The following is a 21844-nucleotide window of genomic DNA, read 5'->3' as shown; positions in this document are numbered from 1 at the left end:
AAAGATCGATCTTAGAAGTTGCGCTGAGCGCGGAGGAGCATGCTGACCGAGCTCTGGTCCTTCAGCTCATACACGCCTGCCGGCTTGGCAGCGGCAGCAACGCCCGGGCTCGCGATGGTGCCCGAGTACTTCTGGTCCAGATGCGACCAGTTGACGTCCGCCGTGAAGGCCAGGTTCTTGACCGGGGTCCACACGGTGTTGACACCGATCACAGCGAAGTTGAAGTCGGGGTTGCAGGTACCGACGAGGCCGAGCAACGTAACAGCGTTGGCGCAGATCGCGGTCTTGCCACCGTCACCGTACCGCACGGAGCCGTAGCCACCGTAGATGCCGCTCGCCACGTTCGGGGTCCAGTTGTGGGTATAACCACCGCGGAAGCCCCAGGTCTTCACAGACTCGATCGACGAGCCGGTGGTGAAGACACCATCAGCAATGCCGGCGATTCCGACGCTCTGGTACGCGCCGATGCCGCTGCCGCTGTACATGAAGAAGGTCTGCGGGAACAGGCTCTGGAAGTTGTAGCGAGACGCGCCATCCGTGTAGACGGCCTGCAGGTTGATGCTGTCGCCAGGTCCGGTCGGGATGTTCTTGATCGACAACGCACCCTGGATCGCCCAGCCCCACTTGTCAGCCGGGTGACCGGTGAGTTCCGTGGCGCCGTAGTAGGCGGGATGCATGTCATGAGCGGCAACCGAGATCTGGGCCAAGCCCCAGGCCTGATCGACGCGGATCGCACCGACGATGTCGGGAGAACGCGTTCCACCCCAATCGTTGGTGCCATAGATGCCCTGAACCATGTTGGCAGCCGTCGCACCCGACAGATTCCAGAGGTTCGAATTGCCGCCTGCCGACGTGGTGATGTCCTGCAACGCGATCGAGCCGGTGATGCCCTGGCCGAAGTCAGCCGTGTAAGCGACCTGGTTCACGCCGGTGACGTGGTTGGAACCGCCCGGAATGGTGTCGGGACCGCCAGCCGGATAGCTCTGCCACGGAGCGTCGAACACCGAGACCGTGCGGCCGAAGGTGAAGCCAGCGAACTGGATGAACGCGTGGTAGAGGCCGAGCGAGGCCGAACCGTCCGCGGCGCCCTGCGCCGAGCCGTTGCTGCCGCTCACGGTGTTGCTGGTCCAGGTGAAGACCATATCGGCGTAGGTGCGAACCACGCCATACTCGGTCGCCGTGCGGGTATCGACGGTCAGGTCCATACGAGCGCGGCTGTACCAGTAGTTGGTCAGACGGTTGTTCGAACCCTGGTTCGCGCCTTGCTGGAAGGAATAGTCGCCTGCGCCAACCGAGGTATCCGCACGGACGTAGCCGCCGAACTTGATGCAGGTATCAGTGCCCGGCATGTAGTAGAAGCCTGCGCCGTACAGCGAGCAGATCTTCACGTATTCGACCGCCTTGGCCTTCACGGGGAGATCGGCTGCCTGTGCTCCGCCAACGGCGATCAGAGCCGCCGCCGAGCCAAGCATAAGGCTCTTCGTCAATTTCATTTGATTAACCTCCAAGTTGGTGTTGGGCGACTTGGACGCGATCGACGATCGCGGCCTCCGGCCCTCAATTCCCCATTCGTCCGCACCCGGGTTCCGGCTGCGGAAACGACTTCAAGGTGCCCCCCTCCGTCGCTAGGTTCGATATAATTTAACAAAACAATCATCTCAATTGATTGTTTTAATCAATCGATGGTTCGCGACGACCTGTTGCATGAGCGCAACACCACCAAATTCGAGGGGTTTTGATCACATTTCGCGTCGAATACCAGCAAAAAACCCTCGGGGGGCATCCCGAGGGTTTCCTTGGAGGTTTAGCGAGTGGCGTTTCAGAACCCTTTGTTGAAAGAGTTTGAGCTGCTCCTAAACACCAGAGATGATTATTTTAATTAATTGATATTTGCAAGCCTATATTTGAGCCGATGCTTGCCGCCGTTTGGTTGCAAAAGTTGAGTATATTGCCTCGGTGGATAACGAATATCTGAGAGCAAAATCATTTGAGATAACCGTAAAGTAGCTAAAAGGCCCCTGGTGCCTTCAACCTCGCCGGAACTCAAAAATGATCGAGAAAAACCTCGACCGAGCAATCAAGGATTTCATTTGGAATGTGGTCGAGATCCACTCCCAATTGGAGGAGATCCATAAGAGCTGGGCCGAGCTCCTCGGCATCACAGAACCGCAATGGCTGATTCTGATGGCCATTGAAGAGTTGGATGAGGGGCAAGGCGTGGCTGGAATCGATGTTGCGGGCAAGTTGCGGATTCACCCGGCATTCGTCACCAATCAGACGAAGAGTCTCGAGAAGAGCGGATTGTTGTCGCGAGTGACTCGTGCGGACGACGCGCGTTATGTCTTGATGTCTCTTACAGCCAAGGCACAAGCGGAAATTGCGAAGCTCGCCAAGAGGAAACTTGCTCTAAACTCGACAATGTTCAACGAGTTCGACGAGAAAACCTTGGCAGACATCAACGCCGCGCTGGCGACGATTGCGAAGAATGCGCGGCTGGCATCCCGCCTGCTGGCGATAGATATCTCCTGAACCTTCAGCAGCTTGTTGACTGGCGCATAGGTAAGGGCCCCAAACTCGAACGAGCCACAGAGCGGACATCTTTGGACTTGATCTGCTTGCCGCTGGCAGCCTGCTACAAGTAATTTATCGGTTCAAATTGCCGATGCGGTCCGAGTTTTCGCTCAAGCCAATCGAGAACGAAATCGTCCTTCGTGACGAAATTTTCAAGCTCCCCCGAGCCCCGAGATATTGCAATGGAGCAATCCACTCCGGCAAGCTTGCAGTCGGCTTGCAGTTCAAGAGCATCCTGCTGGTCGACCATCGCCCGACCACCGGCTACAATCAGGACCGGACAGCGCATTCGCTGCACCAGTTGTAGACTAGACGTCCGCGCGCGGTCGGTGGCCGGGTCCCAGATTCCAGTCATCCAGCCCACGTTCGCTCGCTGTCGGACCGCTGTCCAAAGTCCGCCGTCACAAACAGCCGCAACTATCCTGCGGTCGGTTGCAGCGATGCGCGACGCATGACTGGCGGCCATTCTCTCACCGCTGACAGCAATTCGGTCGGCATCGACATCCGATCGACTTTCCAAATAGTTCACCCAACTCGCCAAGAAGGCTTCAGGCCCGAACAGACGATGCCTTGATGCATCGTCTCCTCGAACAACCAAGATCGACAAATTGCGCCCCTCAGCCGCAGGCAGAAGCCGGCTCAAGCTCGTATCGACGGACGATTCTTCGTCGCTAATGCAAATGACCACGGGCGCAGGCCGTGCGCGACACGCGGGGGGCAGAAAGCACCCGGCAAGCCGCACTTGATCAAAAGGCTCAATCTCTACCCGCTCCACGCGACGAGGCTCACAGGCCTCGAAACTCCTGAGACTAGCCTCCATCCGGTCCTCAAGCGCGATGCTCGATGAACTCCCTGGATCAGCGAGCTCTCTTGCCACCTCAAAAGCTGTCAGGGCGCAAAACCAGGATTCACTGGATGACGTTTGCAACTTTTTCCTGATGGCGAACTCAGCCGAATCCCGATAGCGATCACCAACCGTCATCCAGTTGTGAATCCAGCGGTCGCGATCTCCAGGAGCCGCAACCAACAAATTGTCAAGAAATGCCGCTGCAGCGTGCCGCACATCTGCAAGGTTGGCGCTGGCGTTCGTCATAGATGCCTGCGGCCACCAATCGCCGTCCATGTCCCCCTCCGAAGGCCTGCTCTCCAACTCCCATAGGCACCCCTCCTTGGTTTTCGCCCGACCGTCCCCTCAACGCGTCCCTTGTCCATATCGCGAGCAGGCGAACTTGCCTGCACGAGACGCCGGCAAGACGCGCAATCACGATTGTCGGGAATACGACTTAACGAAGATTAGATTTTTGATCAGCTCGGTCAACCCTTGTCGGCGAACATAAATGCAGGCAACGATGACCAAGATTGTGTGATCGTTTCATTTGGTTTCCGAAGCCTGGACCAAAGCCCCGCCATGAATCGTGGCGACACAAGCTTCATCCAGGACTGCATCAACCCTTCGGCATTCTCCAACGTGGCCCCAAGGAACTGCATGCCCATCTCGGGCTTTTCTTGCAAGAGCAGGCGGTATTCTTACGGGAAAAGCTTGCTGAACTCCGCATTCCCTTTGTGGCCGGCATCGGCGGGCAAGCCGACGCGGCCTGGCGCAGCCCCCTCTCAGGTGGCGGCAACCGCATTGGTGCAGGCCGTCACGCGACCATGCGTGACGCGTCATGTAAGCTTTCGCGTCTGCTGCGCGCTATCCAGTCGCCCCGAGCTCAAGTGTGACAGGTCCTTCGATCGTGCCGATGGTCAGGGGCCCCGCCACTCCGACCGGCCTCACATGCAAACGGTTGAATGCCGGGCGGAAGCCGCCTTGCGCCCTTGCCGTCAATTCCAGGCCGGCAGCCTTCCGGCACAATTGGAAGGACAGAAGCAGAGCATCTGTGCGCCAGGCCGCCATGTCGCCGTCGTCCTCATAGAGATCGGCAGTGGCATGCGACGCCGGTGAGCCGAAGACCATGAGCGACCGCTCGCCCGGATTGCCGGCCAAATCGATATCAACGACCGGAATCATGGCTCCAGCACGGACGAACACAGGCAGGCGTCCAAGGGGCGCGGCGACCTGCACAGTCTCACCATCTGAGAAATGCCGGCCATCGTGCCAGTCGTACCAGCCACCTTCATGGGCAGGTAGCTGGACGCGGCGATCGGAAGCGCCCTCCTCGAGCACGGGCGCGACGAGCAGATCGGGGCCGACCATGAAGGCGTCCTCGACTTCCCTCACCGCCGCATCATCAGGGAAATCCCAGAACAGCGGGCGCACCACGGGCTCATGGTCGCGGCTGGCGCGCCACATCTGCGTGTAAAGGTAGGGCAGCAGCCGGTGCCGCATCCCGATCACCGCTCGCACCTGCGGCAGCACGGATGCGTGCATCCAGGGCAGAGTGACCGAACCGTCGTCGTTCCACGAGTTCATGATCATGCGCGGCCAGAGTGCGCAGAACTCGACGAAGCGGCACAGCAACTCCGGGCTTGGCCTCGGGCCATGAAAGCCGCCGACATCGTGGCCGATGTTGAAAAGCCCGGACAGACTCATGTTGAGGCCCTGGGTGAGATTGAAGCGCAGCGTCTTCCAGGCGGTCTCGTTGTCTCCCGACCAGGTCTGGCCATAGCGCGCAAGTCCCGCCGGCCCGCCGCGGGTGATGACATAGGGCCGCCGCGAGGAGGATCGATCCGCCTGTGCCTCGAAGGATAGCTTCGTCATCAGCAACGCCTGTGCCGGACGCGCCAGCACCTGGGCGAAGGGGCGACCATCGCCGGCACAGACCGCGTCCTCATCCCAGATCTCGAACTCATTGTTGTCGTTCCACATGGAAACGACGCCATGATCGAGCAGCGCATGCTCGATGCCCGCGCGCCACCACCGGCGTCCGTCGGGATTGGTGAAGTCGACGTGAAAGCCGACGCCGTCCCAAAACTGCGCGACGGCCGGGGCTTTCGTCGCCCCGTCCTTCACCAGAATGCCGGCGTCGATGGCCTCGGTGAGCCGCGGATGATCGTCGAGCAGACACGGCTTGATGTTGGTCACCGGCTGCATGCCGGCTTCGACCAGCCGCGCCATGGTCGCCGATGGATCGGGAAACTTGTCGTGATTCCAATTGAATACGTAGCGCCGCCCGCCGATCGAGGTATAGCCGGAGCCGAAATGGAAGCTGTCGCAACGGATGGCGTGGCGGCTGCAGTCGGCGATGAAGTCCATGACCCGCCGGTCGGCGTCGGGCGCATCCGCGATCGCCATCGACGTGACACCGAACCCGAGCGACCAGCGCGGCGCAAAGGCCTGGCCCCCCGTGAGCCAGGAGAAACGACGCACGACCTCGCGCACACCGGGCCCCGAGAGCACGTAGAAGTCGAGGTCGCCATCATCGGCGCGATAAGACCGGAACGTGCCGTGATAGTTATCGATCGTGCAGCCGAGATCGACAGATCCGGTGGCGAGATTGTCGTAGAAAATGCCGTGAGCGCCTTGCGGCCCGTCGACGATGACGAACGGCAGCATCTTGTAGAGGGGATCGCTCAGCTCGGCATCGAACCCGCAAGGGTCTACGGCGTCGATGGCAAAGCGCCGTCCTGTGCGATCGAGCGGTCCGGCTTTGTCGCCGAGGCCGTAATGGCGCTCGTCCGGATGACGCGCCATCATGTGCGCGATGGCCGGCGTTTTGTTGGAGACGAAATAGGCCTGCGTCGGCCGGTCGCGCAGAAATGGCTCGACCTCGCCGTCTCGCCGCCAGGCAACGCCGAACGGGCGAAGCGTGACCTCGGCCGTCAGCCCCTCAGCGGCAATGGTGACGGTGCCCTCGCCCATTGAGACCGTCACCGCGGGATTGACGAAGCCCGACAGATCGTCGCGGTCGCGCCCGCCATACGGCGGCTCGATGCCGCCAGGTGCCAGCGACCAGCCACGATCAAACCGAAAGCCGCCAGCACGCCGAAGCGTCACCCGGCCGAGATCGCGCTCAAGGATGCGCACCGCGACGGTGGCCCCCTGCCCGACGTCGAACATTGCGGCTCCGCCCTCGCAACCGCGATAGCGGCCCTCAACCAGGGCTTTCATATCTCAGCACTCCATCATTGACATTGCTCTATCGTCGCCTGCCCTCAGGATTCAGCGGCCGGGCCGCACGGCAGCCCCTTCGGCGTCGAACAGGTGAAGGTGGGCCGGCTCGAAACGAACCGGGAGAGCCTCGCCGCGCCCCCGCAGCGCCTGACCGTTCTGGCGCACCGTGATCTGCGGCAAGCCGGGCGCGCTGCCATAGAAATACGTGTCGCCGCCGAGCTGTTCGACGAGGTCGATGGTGAGTGCGAGATCGGCGCCCTCCGCGGCAAGCGCGATATGCTCGGGACGTACGCCGAGCGTCGCCGATGCGCCCGCGGCGAGTGAGCCCGTCGTTACCTTGATCGGTTCACTGGCCTCACTGAGGCGTACCAGCCCCGGCGACACCACCTGCACCGGCAACAGATTCATGCGCGGCGAGCCGATGAAGCCCGCGACAAAGAGATTGTCCGGCCGATTGTACAGGTCGAGCGGCGTACCAACCTGCTCGATGCGGCCGCCGCGCAGCACGACGATGCGGTCTGCCATGGTCATCGCCTCGACCTGATCATGGGTGACGTAGATCATGGTGCCGCCGATCTCCGCATGCAGCGCCGCGAGCTCCTTGCGGGTGGCAACGCGCAGTTCGGCATCAAGGTTGGACAACGGCTCGTCGAGCAGGAATATCTTGGGATCGCGGACGATCGCGCGACCGATCGCCACGCGCTGCCGCTGGCCGCCCGACAGCGCCTTCGGCTTGCGCTCGACATACTCGGTGAGGCGCAGCATCGCGGCCGCGCGCCGAACCCGGGCGTCGATCTCGCTACGCGCAAGACCCATGTTCTCGAGCGCGAAGGCCATGTTCTTGTAGACGCTCATGTGCGGATAGAGCGCATAGGACTGGAATACCATAGCGAGCCCCCGGTCGGACGCTGGCACGCGCGTGACGTCGAGGCCATCGATCGCAATCTCGCCGTCGGTCACCTCCTCGAGCCCGGCGATGATGCGCAGCAAGGTCGACTTTCCGCAGCCGGACGGGCCGACGAAGACGATGAATTCGCCGTCCGCGATCGCAAGATCGACGCCGTGGATCACGGCGATCGTCCCGTAGGCCTTGCGGACGCCCTTGAGAGTCAGGCCAGCCATGAAGACATCCCCGCCATCATTTCATCCCCGTATTGGCTATTCCGGTGGCGATGAAGCGTTGCAGAAACACGAAGACAAGAGCCACCGGGATCAGCGACACCACAGTCATCGCCAGGAGATAATTCCACTGGGTCTGCAGCTCGCCCTGGAAGGCGTTGAGACCGATCTGCAGCGTGAAGGATTCGGACTTGGTGAGCACCGCGAGCGGCCACAGAAACTCATTCCATCGCCACATGATGGAGAAGATGGCGAGCACTGCCAGAGCCGGCGCCGCCAGCGGCATGACGATCCGCCAGTAGATTTGCCACTCGCTTGCCTTGTCCATGCGGGCCGCCTCGATGAGGTCGCGCGGCAGCGTCAGCATGTATTGCCGTAACAGAAAGACGCCTGTTGGCGTCGCGGCGCCCGGAAGAATGACCGCCCAGAGCGAATTGACGAGACCGAGTTTCGTGACGACGAGATAGACCGGCACGAGAATGATGGTGATCGGGATCATGAGCGTGCCGATCACCATCAGCATGGCAACGGTCTTGCCTCTGAATTCGTAGATGGAGAGAGCATAGGCTGCCATCGAATTGATAAGCAGTGTGATCAGAGTTGCAATCGTCGTGACGAACACCGAGTTCCACAGATAGCGCGTGAAGGCGAATTTCTGGAGCGGCTCGGTGTAATTCGCGGTCACGAAACTCAAGTGCCGAACCGGCGCGAGCTTGGCGGTTGGCACGCGATATTGCTGTTTAGGATCGGCCGGATCGATCATCTGGGCGATCAGCCCGATGCGCCGAACTTGCGCTAGCTCGCGACGCTCGCCATTGTCAAGGGTGGCTGCAAAAAGCGGCAGCGGCTGCGGAAAGCCCTGCACCCTGACCTCCTGCTGGGACAGCGGCAGCAGCGAGGGCGGAAATTCCAGGAGGCTTGCCTGGGTCTTGAACGAGGACAGGACCAGCCATACGACAGGTCCGAACATTAGCACGACGCCAAGCCCGAGATAGGCGTAAGCGGCGATGTCGGTCCAATGCCAGCGCCCGCTCCGACGGCGGGCGCGCAGGAGCTGAATTGGCTTCATGAGGCGCTCCGGGTGCGAGACAGCTGCGCCAGCGTGAGCAGAAACAGCACCACGCCGAGCACGATCGACGCCGCCGCGGCGAGGCCGAAATTCTGCACCTGGCTCGCAAATGCCGTCTCGTAGATGTACTGCACGATCATCAGGGTTGCGGTACCCGGTCCGCCGCCGGTCAGCACGAACACCTCATCGAACGTCTGCACGCCGCGGATCAGCGCCAGCACGATCACCACGATGAGGTTCGGCCAGAGCAGCGGCAGCGTGATCCGCCAGAACACGCGCCAACGCGGCGTCGCGTCCATCTGGGCCGCTTCGTAGAGATCGGCTGGAATGGCCTGCAACCCCGCAAGCAGGATGAGGGTGTAAAAGCCCATATGCGCCCAGACCGAGACGAACACTGACCAGAACATCGCCCAGCCCGGGTCGACGAAGAACAGGATCTTCTGCCCGCCGATCGTGGTGAGCCCGGCGTTCAGCAGGCCGTCGCGCTGCAGGATCCATTTCCAGACCAGCGCAACCACGACCGGCGACAGCAGCACCGGAAAGAAATATACCGCGCGAAAGAAGCCGCGGCCGCGGATCCGCATGTTCAGGACCAGCGCGGTGACGAGCGAAAACGCCACCATGGATACGAGCTGGAACATGGTGAAACGCAGCGTATTGGCAACGCCGCGCCAGAAATGATCGACCCGGCACGAAGCTGGATCGAGGAAGGAGCCGCAATCGAACAGATAGGCGTACTGATCGGTTCCGACATAGGGTCGCTGCGAAGGAAACAGCGACTCCCCACCGGTGAACGAAAACACCAGATCGATCGCAAGCGGGACGAACACGAACAGCGAGAAGAAAACGAGGTTCGGCAGCAGAAAGACATAGGCCATCCGCCGCTCGCCGATGAGCCGCTGCAACAGGCGCATCGGACGGTCAACGAGGCGCAGCAGGGTCCCGAGCGCTGTCTCGCCCGCGCGCCGCAAACGCGCCAGCAGCGGGACGGTCGGCGCGGCCTGCGGTTCAATGCCGGTTGGCAAATCAGTCATGCCGTGATGCGTCCGGCGCCTATTTCTTGTTGCGCTCGGCGAGCTGCTGCTCGATGTCGCCCGAGATGCGCTTGTAGGCCTCATCGAGAGTAACCTCGCCGGCGACGGCCTGGCCAAGCCGGCTGATCACCGCATTGAGGATGACGCGGCTCGCCGGATAACCCTGCAGCCGGTTGGCCGCTGGCGCGAGCTGGTTGACGCTGTCGCTGAAGACCTTGAGCGCCGCATTCGCAACCGGCGACGCATCCTTGTAGTCGAGGCCTTTGCGGGCGAGACCGAGATGGCCCGGCACGAACAGGGAGCGGGCATAGAACTCGGCGACGACCTCCTCGCTCGCGAGGTAATCGAGCACGCGCGCCACTTCTTCGGGGTGCTTGGTCGACTTGATGCCGACCAGCGCCGCGCCGCCCGGCATACCGGAGCAGTTCGCCGGCCCACATGGCGTCGGCACCGCAACCCAGTCAAACGCCGTTCCGATCGTCTTGTCGAACTGGCTGATCTGCCAGGAGCCCGATTCGTACATGACGACCTGGGCGTTCTTGAATTCCTCGTTGGCGCCACGGTAGGTCGCCCCCGCAACCGAGCCCCATAGCTCCTTCGACATCACGCCAGTGTTGTGCCAGTCGTAGATCAGCTTGGCCGCGCGCTTGAACCCGTCGTCAACGACCGCCGGCTGACCATTGCCATCGAACACGGCGGCGCCTTCCGAAATCGCCAATCCGAAAAAGCGGTGGCCGGAACGGTCGAACGCGATCGGAAATGGCGCCTGGACCTTGTCCGCCACCTCCTTTGTCGCCTTGCCCCAGTCCTCCCAGGACGCTTTCGGACCCGGCATTGCGACGCCCGCCTGCTCGAACAGCGTCTTGTTGACGAAAGGTCCGGTCACGGTCAGCTGGGTCATGAAGCCCGGGATTGAAGACGTGTCGCCCGGCACCCGCATCCACTGCAGGAAGGGACCGTAATTCGCCTCCCAGTAATCGGCGTTCTTCAAGTAGGGGCGCAGGTCGAGCATATAGCGGGCAAGACCGCCCATGTCGCCCACGCGGGCGATGTCAGGTCCCTGCCCCGAAGCCAGTTGCACCGGCAGATTCTCGTTGATGGCCTTGAACGGCACCTGGTCCAGAACGACGTGAATGTCCCGGTTCTTGTCCTCGAAGCGGCGGAGGAGATCGGCCATTACCTCGCCTTCGTTGCCGTCCGAGTACCAGGTCATCCGAAGGACTGTCTGCGCCTCGGCGGGGCGAACGCCCGAACCGCCCGCCAGGAGGCAGGCCGCCAGCACAGAGGTGCTGATAGCGCGTCGGGTCATTGTCCTCATTTGCGTCCTCCGGCGATACTTTGATTGTTAGAGGCAGTTTGGCAAACGTTTGCCTAAGCTGTCAATCGCTGTATTCTCTCTGTTCAGCGGATCACACCCGAGCCGAACAATGACGAGCAAGCAACGCTCCGCCCCCGCCTCACTCGCGACAGTCGCCGCGGCTGCCGGGGTTTCGATCGCCACCGTCTCGCGCATCGTCAACGGCGAAACGCGCCGGGCCTCGGCCGAGACCATCGAGCGCGTCCGCAAGGCCATCGCCGTCGTGGGCTACCACCCCAACCACGCTGGCCGAACGTTGCGGCGGCGCGAAAGCCGCCTCGTCGCGATGCTCGCCCCCAACCTGGACAATCCCGTGATGGCCGCCATCGCTGCTTCGACCGAAGCCGCCTTGCGCGCCGCCGGTTATGTGATGATCCTCTGCGACACGCACGATCGGCCCGATCTGCAGGACGAATATCTCAACGCCATGCGTTCGCAGGTGGTGCGCGGCTACATCATGGTCGCCAGTGTGCCGAGCGCAGTGCTGAAGGATTTCGTTGCTGATGGCGCGCCAATGGTCTTCGTCAACCGCCGCCCGCCGTTCGGGCGCGGTGCCTTCGTTGGCATCGACAACATCAAGGCGGGCGCTGAGGCCGCCGACATGCTGTGGTCCGCGGGACTGCGGCGCTGCGGCGTGCTGGCGCCCGCCCAGGGATCGTCCGTTACGCGGGATCGCCTCAAGGGGTTCTGCAACCGCATGCGCGCGCTCGGCGTCACAGAAATCCCGAAGGCCGAGGCGGCCGGCCGTTCTCACCTCGAGATCGGCTATGAGGCCGCCCGGCAGCTCGCCGCGCGAGATGGCTGGCTCGAGGGACTGATGTGCGTCAGCGACCAGATCGCCTACGGCGCCTATCGCCTTGCTCGCGAGAGCGGCATCCTGGTTCCGGAGCGCTGCAGGCTCGTCGGCATCGATGGCAACCCACTCAACCGCTGGATTGCGCCGTGGCTGCGATCGATCGAGGTGAAATACGAGGATTTTGGCCAACCGATCGTCGAGCTACTCGACCACGTCTGGCACGGCAGGGGCCACGCGGAGCGGATCATGCCGCACGGCGAGGCGTAACAAGGTCTCATCTCCTGATCCGCTCGTCGCACGATGCGCTGCAGTTGAAACGGCTGCCGTCTCGATCGGCCTAAAGCTGACAATCCGGCACGAAAAGACTTGCGCGCAAGTCTCACCGATCCGCGGCTAGAGCGCGCGATCGGCGTGGTGTATCGGCCCGAGACGGAATTCTTGAGCCACTATTTTCGAGGCCGTGCTGCCTGAGCAGTACGACGCCTTGGTCTGGTTTGAAGAGACGAGCGCAGTCACGCCGCTAGCCGTCGGCTCGTCGCGTGGCGCTGCGGACACCTATCCGTTCGGATTCTGACTGGCGCTCGGGGCCTGATCGCGAAGCTGCGTCACACGATCAGGCATTTGCGAGACGGGTTCGAACTTGGCGATGCGCTGGTCCAGACGCCACAGTTCGATGGGATAGAAGCTCACCAGCGCTTGGGCCTGGCGCTTGGCTTCCTCCTCGCCGTCGCAGACGAGATTGATGCAGCCGAAGACATGGCCGTCAGGATCGATCTGGAATGCCCGGTAGTGCTTCATGATCTGCCTTCTCCTTGCCAGCGCTTGCGGACAGCCGGGGCGGTCAACCAGTCGGTCAGATTGGAAGCCACTTCGTCCTGCTTCGCCCGGCGCAGCAACATCTCTCGCTCCTTGCCGGCCGGAAGACGGCGGGCATGTTGGCGGGCCAGTTCGGCTGAGATCTGCAAACGCTCCTGAAGCGAATGCGTCTGTTTGGTACGGTTGCGTTTGGTGGTCATCTTCTGAGTTCACGAACGATCTGGATGGAAGGGAATCGGCCCCGGCCGGAGGCTCAGAGCGCCGGGGCCGATCGCCTGCCGCACCAGGAGGCGGCCCGGGCGGACAGCCTTCGTAGCTTCGGGGCGGAACCGGGTTCCGGCATTTCCATAGGTTAAGCGGAGCAATTGTTGCTCGCCGCCAGGTCTGGCGCTGCACTGCGATGCGGTCAGGCGAATGGAGCTTGCTGCCCAACGATATGAAAGACCGGCTACTTGCTGCGGTAGAGTTGCAGATAGCTCGGCGAGTACAGCGCGGCGTCCTTGAGTGCTTCGACATCGTTGACCGTCAAGGTGCGCTCGCGCAGTACGATCAGGCCGGCGGCGCGCAATTCCTGCACGGTGCGATTGAGATGGACCACCGACAGGCCGGTGGCGTCGGCCAGATCCATCTGGGTTACCGGCATGATACAGGAATTGCCGTCGATCATTCCGACCGGGCGCAGCCGCTCGAAAATCTCGCAGAACAGATGCGCCACCCGTTCCAGAGCGACACGGCGGCCGAGATTGATGGCCCATTCGCGCTGGATGGCGCAGCTCACGAGCGTCTCGCACCAGAACGCCTCCGCCAGCGAACGGTCGCTCGCGATCAGACTCTCGAAACGCGCGCGCTTGATTTCGGTATAAACGACCGGCGTCAGCGTCGCGATGGAGTGATCCATCACCGCCAGCAGGAACGCATGCGCGTCGCAGGTCTCGCCGGGGAAGATGAAATTGACGATCTGGCGGCGCCCGTCCTCCAGTGTCTTGTAACGGCAGAGCCATCCCGACAGCACGATGCGGACGCTGTCGACGGGATCGCCCTCGGAGATCAGGTCCTCGCCAGAACCCGCGCGTTGCATCCCTTCGAGGACGGCGTGCTCGAGCGAAGCAGAGGCGCCCGCCGACAACGGCCGCAGCGCATTCAGCCGGCGAATGACCGGATCAGTAACGCTTCGATCGAGGGTCGACACGGGCATTAGTTACCCCCCCCCGGCGTATGGAACGTGCGCTTGCTCAAGGGAATCGTGATCGTACATTGCAGCCCTGAAGTGCTGAACGCTATTGTCGTCTGGCCCTTGAACTCGAACGCCAGCGTGCGCTCCAGAAGCTCGGTGCCAAAACCCTTTCGCGGCGGCGGTGTAACCTGTGGCCCGCCCCGCTCGCGCCATTCGAAGACCAGTTCCGGCGGATCGGTGGCCTCATCGAAGCGCCAGGAGATTTCGATCCGCCCCGTGGGCCGGCTCAAGGCGCCATATTTCAGCGCGTTGGTCGCGAGTTCGTGGATGGCGAGCGCGAAAGTCTCCGCGGCCTTAGGCTGGAGACGTACCTTGGGGCCGGAAACCCGCACCTGCTCACCCTCGCGAGCATTATAGGCCAGGAGCTCCTCGACGACGAGATATTCGAGATCGACGCCGCCCTCGGGATCGCGGGTCACCAGCGCCTGGGTGCGCGCGAAGGCGTTCAAGCGGCCGTCGAGATGGGAGGCGTATTCCTCTACCGTAGAGCTCGATTCCGCGGAGCGGCGGGCGATCGAGCGCACGACGCCGAGCGTGTTGCGGACACGATGCTGGAGCTCGGCGAGCAGCAGGCGCTGCCGCTCCTCGGCGCGAGTGATCGCGGTGACATCGATGAAGGTGATGACGACGCCGGCGATGAAATTGTCGATGCTGCGATAAGGCAGGATGCGCACGATATAGCGGGTACCGCTGTCCGGCCCGGTCAGCTCGCGCTCGGCGCTCGCCAGCGTCCGCAGCACGCGGCGGACGTCATCATAGAGCTCCTCGATGGGGATGCGCGCCTTGATGTGGGCGATCGGGCGGCCGACGTCGGTTTCCACCAGGTGCAGGACCTGCGTAATCGCGGGCGTGAAATTCATCACCCGCAAATCATTGTCGAGGAACACGGTTGCGATCTGCGTGCTCTCGAGGAAATTCTTCAGATCGCTGGTGGCGCGCGTCAGTTCCTGCACGCGGTGCGCCAGCTCGCCATTGACCGTGGTCAGCTCCTCGTTGACCGACTGCAATTCCTCGCGCGAGGTCTCGAGCTCTTCATTGGCCGATTGCAGCTCTTCGTTCAGAGACTGGTATTCCTCGTTGGAGGATTTCAGCTCCTCGTTGGTGCTCTCGAGCTCCTCGATGGTCGCCTGCAGTCGCTCCCGCGTCGCCCGCAGCTCGCTTTCCAGCCGCTCGACGTGCTCCGTGCGCACCAGCGCATTGGGATTGCCCTGGTCGGCCTCGATCGCGCGGACGGGACCGTCTTTGAACAGCACCACGAAATTGCGGTGACCGCCGGTGCCCTCCTGGATCGGCTCGACCGTGATGTCGACCAGAACGCGGTGGCCGTTCAGCCCGAGTAGCACCTGCTCGGCATGGGCGGGCTCGTTGGTCTCCGCCGCGCGGCCGAGCGCTGTGCGCAGTTCGAGCCTGAGATCGCGATGCACGAGTTGCAGCAGGTCGAGCGTGGCGGCGCCCGCGGTCGGCTCGATGTAGCGGCCGGTGCGCCCCGAGAAGTGCAGGATCTGGAAATTGTCGTCGGTGATGACATAGGCCGGCGCGTAGCGCTCGGCGATCCGCTGTGCGCGGCGCTCCAGTCCCACATCCGGGCCGAACGAACGCACCGGCGGCACCTCGACCGGCGCCCTGCCCGCCGTCGTCGTGATCGGAAATTCCGGCGGCAGCCGCGTTCCGGTCTCGAGCTTCTTGAAGATGCGGGCGCGGCGGTCGACCGGCGCAAACAGCTTGGGATGCCGCGTCACGTTCTCGGAATTACCGAGAAAGAGGTAGCGGTCCGGCAACAGCGCGAAATGGAACAGCGGGATCACCCGGTTCTGCAGTTCGGCATTGAGATAGATGAGGAGGTTGCGGCAGGAGACGAGATCAAGCTTGGAGAACGGGGCGTCCTTGATGACGTTGTGCTGCGAGAAGATGCACATCTCGCGCAATTCCTTCACCACACAATAGGTATCGCCTTCGCGCACGAACCAGCGCGCGAGGCGTTCGTTGGTCATATCCGCCTCGATATTGGTGCGGTAGCGGCCGACCCGCGCGGTGGCGAGCGCCCGCCCGTCGATGTCGGTTGCGAAGATCTGGACCTGCGGTGCGGAATCGAGCCGCGCCATGTGCTCGCGCAGGAGGATGCCGATCGAATAGGCCTCCTCGCCGGTGGCGCAGCCGAGCACCCAGATCCGAACCTGCTGGCCCGCGCCCTTGCCTTCGAAGATCTTTGGCACGATCTGCGTCTCCAGCACCTCGAATTCGCGCTTGTCGCGGAAGAACTCGGTGACGCCGATCAGAAGATCGTTGAAGAGGTGCTGCGCCTCGTCCTTGTCGTTTCGCAGGAAATCGACGTAGCCCGGAATCTCGTCGATCTGGACCACCTGCATGCGCCGCTGCACGCGACGAAGGAAGGTGTTCTGCTTGTAGCCGTGGAAATCATTGCCGGTCTTGTTGCGCAGGATGTCGGCGATGCGCGAGAGCGAGGTCGCGGCTGCCGCCAGCACTTCGTCGAAGCCCTGCTTCTCCTCGAGGCGCCGCAGGTGCCGGGCATAGACCTGGATGTGCTCGGGGATATCCTCCGGCGGCAGCACGTAGTCGGCGATGGCCGCGGGCGTGTTGCCGTCGAGCAGATGCTCGGATTCGAGGCTCGCTATCTTTTCCGCAATGGCCAGACCGCCGTGGTCCTTGAGCGTGGCGGTGCCGAGCGTGCCGTCACCGCCGGTGCCGGCAAGAATCACGCCGATCGACTGCTCGGCGCGCTCTTCGGCGAGCGACACCAGGAAACTGTCGATCGTGGCGCGCTCGCCCGGTGCCTGCTCGGCCTTGCGAATCGCGAAACGGTCGCCCTGGATGGTGGTGATCATCGCCGGCGGGCACAGGTAGATCGTACCTCCCTCGATCGTCCCGGCGTCACCGATGTCGGCGACCTTGGCGCCGTTGGAGCCGCGCATGGCCTCGCGCAGCCGGTCCTCGTCGAAGGCCTCGTGATGCTGAAGCGCCAGCACGATGGCCTGGTCGTCCGCCACGGTCAGCTTGGCAAAGAAACGCTGGATGCTCTCCAGGGCGCCGGGCGATGCGCCCACGCCGATGATCAGCGGGGCCTTGACCTGACGCTCTCCCTCGACCGGCTGGTCGCCGACTTCTTTCATGGCTCTGGTAGCTCTCTTTGGCTGGCCGGGAGCAACGGGCGTCCGGCCCCTGCAATTAGCAGAAATCGATCTTACCCCAACAGCTCAAAGGCAGAAACGCCGTCTGCGCCGTTCGATCCCGCAGCGCAAGCGTTGTCAGGCGCCATGAGGCGGGTCATACCCGCCCGGTGGCGCTGGAACCCACGATGCAAATATCCGAAGAGTGGCCCTGATCCGGCGTGCCGGGGGCGCCGCAGCGTTCGACTAAATATTCGAGCTCGGCACGGAATTCAGAAGGCCGTCCGTCGGTCGGCCCCTACGCTCCTGGATCAACCTGCCTCTGAAGATAGATCACCCGCTGCTCGATCAACGTGCGATGGCGCTCCCACTCGATCAGGGTCTGCTTGAGGAGATCGACGAGCCGTTCGGCCTGGCGCGTATCATGGCCGCCGGCCATGAGGTCGCGCACCCGATCTTCCTGGTCGCGGATCCGCTGCCAGCCTTGCTCGATATCCTGATCGGCCTTGACGAGAAGCCGCTGCTCGGAATGGAGCTCCTCGGTACGCTCGGCGAGGGAATGGGCCATGGCAGTGCCTCAAGCTTCCTGCTTGCGAACCCGGGGATCAAGCGAGTGTAGCACGACCCGCCGGATCATGTCGGCATATTCGCGGTATTCGGCAGCCCGCGAGGCGTACATTTCGGCGACCGCGGGCCGGCCGCTGCGCCGGCCGTCGGAAGCCATACGTTGCACCAGTTCCGCCCGCTCCTCGATGATGCGCAGTGCGACGCGCAAGGCTTCATCGACGCGTCCCTCCTGCTCCTTGGCCAGCGCATCGGCCGTGTAGGCGTGACCGACCTGACAGCGGAAACGCATCGGGCGCGATTCTTTGACCTCGGAGAGCACGCCGCCACAGGCCGGACAGGTCAGCGCGACGGGATCGGCAAGCGAAGTGAGGATGTCACTGCCGATGCGGTCACCAGCCGCAATCTCGACTTCGAGCCTGATCTCCGGCGGAATCGGCAACACCGCCCCTGGTGGCTCTCTGACGAGCTCGGACAGGACGTCGCCCATACTGGCGCCGGGCACACAGAGATCGATGGTGGTCGCCTCGATAGCGCGCCTTGGCATTTCGTCGGCGATGGCATCGGACGGATCCTGCACCACCGTCGTCCCGCCGCAACGCTTGATGGCGTTGAGACCGGCCGCGCCATCGGACAACAGCCCGCTCAGGAGAACGCCGATCACGCGCGAACCGTGATGCAGCGCGGCCGAGCGAAACAGCGCATCGATCGCCGGCCGCACCATGTTCTCGCGCGGACCGCGGCCGAGCAGCACACGGTCCTCGGACAGCAGCAAATGGTGATCGGGTGCGGCCAGATAGACGCGGCCGGGTTCGATTTTCATGCCGTTTTCGGCCTGCCGGACCGGCAGCTTGCCGGCGCTGCTTGCGACCGTGGAGAGAATGCCAATGCCTTGCGCCGGTATGTGCAACACGATGAATACGGCCGCCGGCAGGTCTGCCGGGAGGCGGCCCAAAATCTGCTTCAAGGGTGCCGTCGCCCCCGCCGAGCCCCCGATGACGATGATGTCGCGGTTGCTCATGGAACCGGCCTTCGATTGCATCGTTTGGACCAAGGCGGCTTCCGGTCTTATGTTCCTAAAGACTTGGAGGAGACTTGCTTGATCCTTGGAGGCACCATGTCGGCATCGCCCACATTGTCCCGTCAACGCATGCCGCTGGCGGGCCGGCGCATTCTGGTGGTCGAGGACGAATATTTCCTCGCTGATGACATCGGCAGGACACTTCGCGCGCTCGGCGCCGAGATCGCCGGACCGGCCGGTCACATCGAGGACGCGGTCGAGATTCTGCACGATGGCGGCGTCCTGAACGCCGCAGTGCTCGACGTGAACATTCGCAGCGACATGATCTTCCCCGTAGCCCGCGAGCTCAGGGCGCGCCACGTGCCCTTCGTGTTCACGACTGGTTACGACAAAATCACCATCATTCCCGAGTTCCAGGACATCGTGCTCCTTGAAAAGCCGCTCGATCTCGCGGCGATGGCCCGGAAGCTGACGAGGCTCATCGACGCTCCAGGGATCTGACGCGCAACGGCGCGTGGTGCTCGCGCCGCTCATCGCAAAGATAGAGGGACATGCGATGATCTACACACCCAATCCCGCGCTGGATACAAAAGTCCTGGCAAATTCACGCGAGCTGGTTCGCGAGGCGCTCGCGCTGCTGCGCGGCAGCGATCACCTCGTCAGTGCGCTGCGCCTGCGTGAGGAGCTGGGACGTCAAGAACTGCCGCGCAGTGAACGTCAGCGGCCGGGAGTAACTAGCGTCCCGCTCACGGCAAGTTGACGGCTAGAACAGATGCGCGAGGGCCAGCCAGGCGGTCACCGCCAAGCACAACGCAGCGGCGAAATAAGGCAGCGCAACGCGCAAGATGACCTCCCGCCCCGTCAGCTCAGCATCATCCAGACAATTGCGCCCGTCATCACGAGAAAACCCGTAATGGCGGTTGCGACAAAGGCCTGTTCCACGCGATCCATCGCCATGGCAGCCCCTTTCCAGCCCGATCAGTCTGATGGGCTGGGAGGTGTTGCGCATTAGGATATGTGAATCGACCGCTGCTACTTATGTCCGCAGAGGTGCACCAAGGCCGAGCCGCAAGGAGTTGCGGCGCTGCGATTTTAGCTGTTCCCGCCAGAATCCCGCCAGTTCCACAGCCGTCACCGGAGGCTGCTTCCTGGTCAAGCGGTATGGCCGTCGAACTCAGCCTGTCACGCTGGGGCGTCATCCGCGCGGGATCCGACCCGCCGGGAATTCCGCGCGGCCCGAGTTGCTCTCTTTGCAGATCGCCGGCCGAGCACGGCGGTGAAGAGGCCTCCGCAAAAATATCGAAAACAACCCCATGCAAAGTAGCAAGCAATCCCGAACTTAGGCGAAATACGGATTTTGCGAACTTGCTTGACACGTCGGGCAAATCACCGGCATGATGCCATCATCGCAGCATCTGGATGGATCACTTGCGCCGGCCTACCTGGCCTTGCGCGCAAAGAAGTTCTGGAACGCAGCGAGCGCCTCGGGCGAGCGCATGCGCTCTGCGAAGAAATGGTTCTCCTGTCCGATCCGCCGCTCGATCTCTTCCGTCGGGAGCTTCAGGAGCTTGCGCGCGATCGCGACGGCGTCGACCGGCAGCGCACAGATCTCGCGCGCCACCTTCTGGGCCTCGACCACGGCGTGCCCGGGCGCCACGATCTGGTTGACGAGGCCGGCCTCCCTCGCATCCTCCGCGCTCATCTCGCGGCCCATGACCAGCGTCGCAAACGCGCGCTGATGCCCGACCATCTGCGGCACGAGCAGGCTGGTGGCGCCATCGGGCACGAGGCCGTAGTGGATATAGGGCGAAGAGAACGTCGTGGTCGTGCTCGCGATCACGTAGTCGCAGTGCACGACCATCGTCATGCCGATGCCAATCGCGATGCCGTCGACCGCAGCGATGATCGGCTTGGTGTTGTTGACCAGCGCCTGCAGGAAAATCACGGAATTGCGCGGCCGCGCGCCATCGTCGGCCGCGGTCGCGGCCTTGAGGAAATCGCCGATGTCGTTGCCGGCAGTGAAGACACCCGAACGCCCCGTCAGGATCAGGCAGCGGATCGCTGGATTGGATTGCGCGGCGTTGATGGCATCGCTCATCGCCAGGTACATGTCCTGCGTGAGCGTGTTCTTCTTCTCGGGACGGCGCATCGTGATCGTGCGCGTGGCGCCGTCGTCGGTGACGATGATGTGCTCAGCCATGGCGCTTGCCTCGCATCACTAGCGAATGAATCCGAATCGCGACGGCCTGGTCCTTTGTCTTCGGACAGGGTCGCACGTCGCAAGCCAAAGCCAAACGAAAATTTGTCAGAATGAGACTGCGCGGCTTGCGATTTGTCGACGGCCCTCGGAGACGACATCAATGGACGTCGGACCGGCCGGAGACAACAACGATTTGCGCGGTTAGCTACGAAGTTGGATTTGCCGAAAATAGTGAGTTTGGGGAGTGAACCACCTGGCTAGGGCGCGCACCTCGTCTTCGCATGTTTCCAGTGCGATCTTCTGGGCAAGCATCACATCACCGATTGGCAGATCACCAACCGGCACGAAACATAGCCCCTCGCGGAGGCGACCTGTTTTGTCAATCTCGCATACATTGACCGAGGTGCCAGTATAGATCCTGTACTGATTTCCGGTGTTTCCTCCAACGACGTCGAAGTAGCCCTTGCTTGCGAACTGCTCTCGCTGCGCCTGCGATAGCCATTCTCGCAGCATCCGCAGCGACCGTCCCTCGGGCGTGGCCTCGGCGCCGTGCCTTATGAAGAGGGCTCTCGTCGCTCTCATGCGACGACTCAAGAGAATTGATCGAACCCCGAACATGACTAGGTGACTACCCACCAACTAATCTCGGAAAGAAGAGTGTTTCTTCCGCCGAGGGGTCGAACGACCAGACTTTCGATACCTGATCTGGACTGGTCCGGACCGCCGCGGTAAAGCCAATCCTGGTCAATTCGTAAAAGCGCTGTTCCGCCTCGGCCAGTTCCTCTGCGTCGCCGGAGTTGAAGGAATAACGGCTATCCCCGTTGCGGTCCATCACGAGCTGGATTGGCATAATCGCACTCCTATGATTGCTATTGGTCGAGGAT

20 protein-coding genes are annotated in these 21844 nt (G+C 62.6%); 5 read left to right on the top strand and 15 right to left on the bottom strand.

Annotated features, from left to right (window positions below; translation table 11 throughout):
• Nucleotides 1–11: 11 nt before the first annotated feature.
• Complete coding sequence (locus YUU_RS0120865) at nucleotides 12–1493, bottom strand: porin (protein WP_027524145.1); 1482 nt, start codon at nucleotides 1491–1493, stop codon at nucleotides 12–14.
• 556 nt (nucleotides 1494–2049) lie between these two features.
• Here YUU_RS0120865 and YUU_RS0120860 point away from each other — a divergent pair.
• The gene (locus YUU_RS0120860; RefSeq protein WP_027524144.1) at nucleotides 2050–2529 is read left to right on the top strand and encodes a MarR family winged helix-turn-helix transcriptional regulator; all 480 of its coding nucleotides are present in this window, start codon (nucleotides 2050–2052) and stop codon (nucleotides 2527–2529) included.
• 103 nt (nucleotides 2530–2632) lie between these two features.
• Here the strand turns inward: YUU_RS0120860 and YUU_RS58790 are convergent, their stop codons facing one another.
• The 6 genes from YUU_RS58790 to YUU_RS0120825 all read right to left on the bottom strand — a co-directional run bounded on the left by YUU_RS58790 (nucleotide 2633) and on the right by YUU_RS0120825 (nucleotide 11165).
• The gene (locus tag YUU_RS58790; protein WP_156944424.1) at nucleotides 2633–3694 is read right to left on the bottom strand and encodes a S9 family peptidase; all 1062 of its coding nucleotides are present in this window, start codon (nucleotides 3692–3694) and stop codon (nucleotides 2633–2635) included.
• A gap of 570 nt (nucleotides 3695–4264) precedes the next feature.
• Nucleotides 4265–6622 carry a TIM-barrel domain-containing protein gene (locus YUU_RS0120845; RefSeq protein WP_027524141.1) on the bottom strand — a complete coding sequence of 786 codons (2358 nt, stop codon included), beginning with the start codon at nucleotides 6620–6622 and terminating at the stop codon, nucleotides 4265–4267.
• 51 nt (nucleotides 6623–6673) lie between these two features.
• A complete protein-coding gene (locus YUU_RS0120840; protein ID WP_027524140.1) occupies nucleotides 6674–7747 on the bottom strand; it encodes an ABC transporter ATP-binding protein in 1074 nt (357 codons plus the stop codon).
• A gap of 16 nt (nucleotides 7748–7763) precedes the next feature.
• Nucleotides 7764–8813, bottom strand: coding sequence for a carbohydrate ABC transporter permease (locus tag YUU_RS0120835; protein ID WP_027524139.1), 1050 nt, complete (start codon nucleotides 8811–8813; stop codon nucleotides 7764–7766).
• Nucleotides 8810–9847, bottom strand: coding sequence for a carbohydrate ABC transporter permease (locus YUU_RS0120830; protein ID WP_027524138.1), 1038 nt, complete (start codon nucleotides 9845–9847; stop codon nucleotides 8810–8812). The genes YUU_RS0120835 and YUU_RS0120830 overlap by 4 nt, the downstream gene beginning before the upstream one ends.
• A gap of 19 nt (nucleotides 9848–9866) precedes the next feature.
• Entirely contained in the window at nucleotides 9867–11165 is a 1299-nt protein-coding gene (locus tag YUU_RS0120825; RefSeq protein WP_027524137.1) for an ABC transporter substrate-binding protein, read from the bottom strand.
• A 109-nt stretch (nucleotides 11166–11274) separates the two neighbouring features.
• Here YUU_RS0120825 and YUU_RS0120820 point away from each other — a divergent pair, with 109 nt between their 5' ends.
• Nucleotides 11275–12267 carry a LacI family DNA-binding transcriptional regulator gene (locus YUU_RS0120820; RefSeq protein WP_035662906.1) on the top strand — a complete coding sequence of 331 codons (993 nt, stop codon included), beginning with the start codon at nucleotides 11275–11277 and terminating at the stop codon, nucleotides 12265–12267.
• Nucleotides 12268–12366: 99 nt separating this feature from the next.
• A complete protein-coding gene (locus tag YUU_RS62730) occupies nucleotides 12367–12471 on the top strand; it encodes a hypothetical protein (RefSeq protein ID WP_371260494.1) in 105 nt (34 codons plus the stop codon).
• A gap of 84 nt (nucleotides 12472–12555) precedes the next feature.
• Here the strand turns inward: YUU_RS62730 and YUU_RS51290 are convergent, their stop codons facing one another.
• From YUU_RS51290 to YUU_RS0120790, 6 genes are all read right to left on the bottom strand, one after another.
• Entirely contained in the window at nucleotides 12556–12798 is a 243-nt protein-coding gene (locus YUU_RS51290; protein ID WP_035662904.1) for a hypothetical protein, read from the bottom strand.
• Nucleotides 12795–13016: a hypothetical protein gene (locus tag YUU_RS0120810; protein WP_027524135.1), complete on the bottom strand. Its 222-nt coding sequence runs from the start codon at nucleotides 13014–13016 to the stop codon at nucleotides 12795–12797. The genes YUU_RS51290 and YUU_RS0120810 overlap by 4 nt, the downstream gene beginning before the upstream one ends.
• Nucleotides 13017–13264: 248 nt before the next feature.
• A complete protein-coding gene (locus tag YUU_RS0120805; protein ID WP_027524134.1) occupies nucleotides 13265–14011 on the bottom strand; it encodes a Crp/Fnr family transcriptional regulator in 747 nt (248 codons plus the stop codon).
• A complete protein-coding gene (locus tag YUU_RS0120800; protein WP_027524133.1) occupies nucleotides 14011–17178 on the bottom strand; it encodes a CheR family methyltransferase in 3168 nt (1055 codons plus the stop codon). The genes YUU_RS0120805 and YUU_RS0120800 overlap by 1 nt, the downstream gene beginning before the upstream one ends.
• Before the next feature lie 295 nt (nucleotides 17179–17473).
• Nucleotides 17474–17743 carry a hypothetical protein gene (locus YUU_RS0120795; RefSeq protein ID WP_027524132.1) on the bottom strand — a complete coding sequence of 90 codons (270 nt, stop codon included), beginning with the start codon at nucleotides 17741–17743 and terminating at the stop codon, nucleotides 17474–17476.
• Between the two features lie 9 nt (nucleotides 17744–17752).
• Complete coding sequence (locus tag YUU_RS0120790; protein ID WP_027524131.1) at nucleotides 17753–18760, bottom strand: chemotaxis protein CheB; 1008 nt, start codon at nucleotides 18758–18760, stop codon at nucleotides 17753–17755.
• 96 nt (nucleotides 18761–18856) lie between these two features.
• On the opposite strand from YUU_RS0120790, the gene YUU_RS0120785 reads away from it, so the two are divergent.
• Nucleotides 18857–19261 carry a response regulator gene (locus YUU_RS0120785; protein ID WP_027524130.1) on the top strand — a complete coding sequence of 135 codons (405 nt, stop codon included), beginning with the start codon at nucleotides 18857–18859 and terminating at the stop codon, nucleotides 19259–19261.
• Between the two features lie 55 nt (nucleotides 19262–19316).
• Nucleotides 19317–19520, top strand: coding sequence for a hypothetical protein (locus tag YUU_RS0120780; RefSeq protein ID WP_156944423.1), 204 nt, complete (start codon nucleotides 19317–19319; stop codon nucleotides 19518–19520).
• Nucleotides 19521–20198: 678 nt separating this feature from the next.
• On the opposite strand, the gene YUU_RS0120770 is transcribed toward YUU_RS0120780, so the two are convergent.
• Both YUU_RS0120770 and YUU_RS0120760 read right to left on the bottom strand, forming a co-directional pair.
• The gene (locus tag YUU_RS0120770; protein ID WP_027524128.1) at nucleotides 20199–20960 is read right to left on the bottom strand and encodes an enoyl-CoA hydratase-related protein; all 762 of its coding nucleotides are present in this window, start codon (nucleotides 20958–20960) and stop codon (nucleotides 20199–20201) included.
• A 628-nt stretch (nucleotides 20961–21588) separates the two neighbouring features.
• A complete protein-coding gene (locus YUU_RS0120760) occupies nucleotides 21589–21810 on the bottom strand; it encodes a hypothetical protein (RefSeq protein ID WP_027524126.1) in 222 nt (73 codons plus the stop codon).
• Between the last annotated feature and the right edge of the window lie 34 nt (nucleotides 21811–21844).

The organism is Bradyrhizobium sp. Ec3.3, from assembly GCF_000472925.1.
Taxonomy (GTDB): domain Bacteria; phylum Pseudomonadota; class Alphaproteobacteria; order Rhizobiales; family Xanthobacteraceae; genus Bradyrhizobium.
Note: the sequence above shows the minus strand (reverse complement) of the source record. Positions and strands in the feature narration are given on the sequence as shown.

What these genes read in the sequence shown, in the direction of transcription:
- YUU_RS0120865 (WP_027524145.1), bottom strand. Translation starts at nt 1,493, where the DNA reads ATGAAATTGACGAAGAGCCTTATGCTTGGCTCGGCGGCGGCTCTGATC.
- YUU_RS0120860 (WP_027524144.1), top strand. Translation starts at nt 2,050, where the DNA reads ATGATCGAGAAAAACCTCGACCGAGCAATCAAGGATTTCATTTGGAAT.
- YUU_RS58790 (WP_156944424.1), bottom strand. Translation starts at nt 3,694, where the DNA reads ATGGACGGCGATTGGTGGCCGCAGGCATCTATGACGAACGCCAGCGCC.
- YUU_RS0120845 (WP_027524141.1), bottom strand. Translation starts at nt 6,622, where the DNA reads ATGAAAGCCCTGGTTGAGGGCCGCTATCGCGGTTGCGAGGGCGGAGCC.
- YUU_RS0120840 (WP_027524140.1), bottom strand. Translation starts at nt 7,747, where the DNA reads ATGGCTGGCCTGACTCTCAAGGGCGTCCGCAAGGCCTACGGGACGATC.
- YUU_RS0120835 (WP_027524139.1), bottom strand. Translation starts at nt 8,813, where the DNA reads ATGAAGCCAATTCAGCTCCTGCGCGCCCGCCGTCGGAGCGGGCGCTGG.
- YUU_RS0120830 (WP_027524138.1), bottom strand. Translation starts at nt 9,847, where the DNA reads ATGACTGATTTGCCAACCGGCATTGAACCGCAGGCCGCGCCGACCGTC.
- YUU_RS0120825 (WP_027524137.1), bottom strand. Translation starts at nt 11,165, where the DNA reads ATGAGGACAATGACCCGACGCGCTATCAGCACCTCTGTGCTGGCGGCC.
- YUU_RS0120820 (WP_035662906.1), top strand. Translation starts at nt 11,275, where the DNA reads ATGACGAGCAAGCAACGCTCCGCCCCCGCCTCACTCGCGACAGTCGCC.
- YUU_RS51290 (WP_035662904.1), bottom strand. Translation starts at nt 12,798, where the DNA reads ATGAAGCACTACCGGGCATTCCAGATCGATCCTGACGGCCATGTCTTC.
- YUU_RS0120810 (WP_027524135.1), bottom strand. Translation starts at nt 13,016, where the DNA reads ATGACCACCAAACGCAACCGTACCAAACAGACGCATTCGCTTCAGGAG.
- YUU_RS0120805 (WP_027524134.1), bottom strand. Translation starts at nt 14,011, where the DNA reads ATGCCCGTGTCGACCCTCGATCGAAGCGTTACTGATCCGGTCATTCGC.
- YUU_RS0120800 (WP_027524133.1), bottom strand. Translation starts at nt 17,178, where the DNA reads ATGAAAGAAGTCGGCGACCAGCCGGTCGAGGGAGAGCGTCAGGTCAAG.
- YUU_RS0120795 (WP_027524132.1), bottom strand. Translation starts at nt 17,743, where the DNA reads ATGGCCCATTCCCTCGCCGAGCGTACCGAGGAGCTCCATTCCGAGCAG.
- YUU_RS0120790 (WP_027524131.1), bottom strand. Translation starts at nt 18,760, where the DNA reads ATGAGCAACCGCGACATCATCGTCATCGGGGGCTCGGCGGGGGCGACG.
- YUU_RS0120785 (WP_027524130.1), top strand. Translation starts at nt 18,857, where the DNA reads ATGTCGGCATCGCCCACATTGTCCCGTCAACGCATGCCGCTGGCGGGC.
- YUU_RS0120780 (WP_156944423.1), top strand. Translation starts at nt 19,317, where the DNA reads ATGATCTACACACCCAATCCCGCGCTGGATACAAAAGTCCTGGCAAAT.
- YUU_RS0120770 (WP_027524128.1), bottom strand. Translation starts at nt 20,960, where the DNA reads ATGGCTGAGCACATCATCGTCACCGACGACGGCGCCACGCGCACGATC.
- YUU_RS0120760 (WP_027524126.1), bottom strand. Translation starts at nt 21,810, where the DNA reads ATGCCAATCCAGCTCGTGATGGACCGCAACGGGGATAGCCGTTATTCC.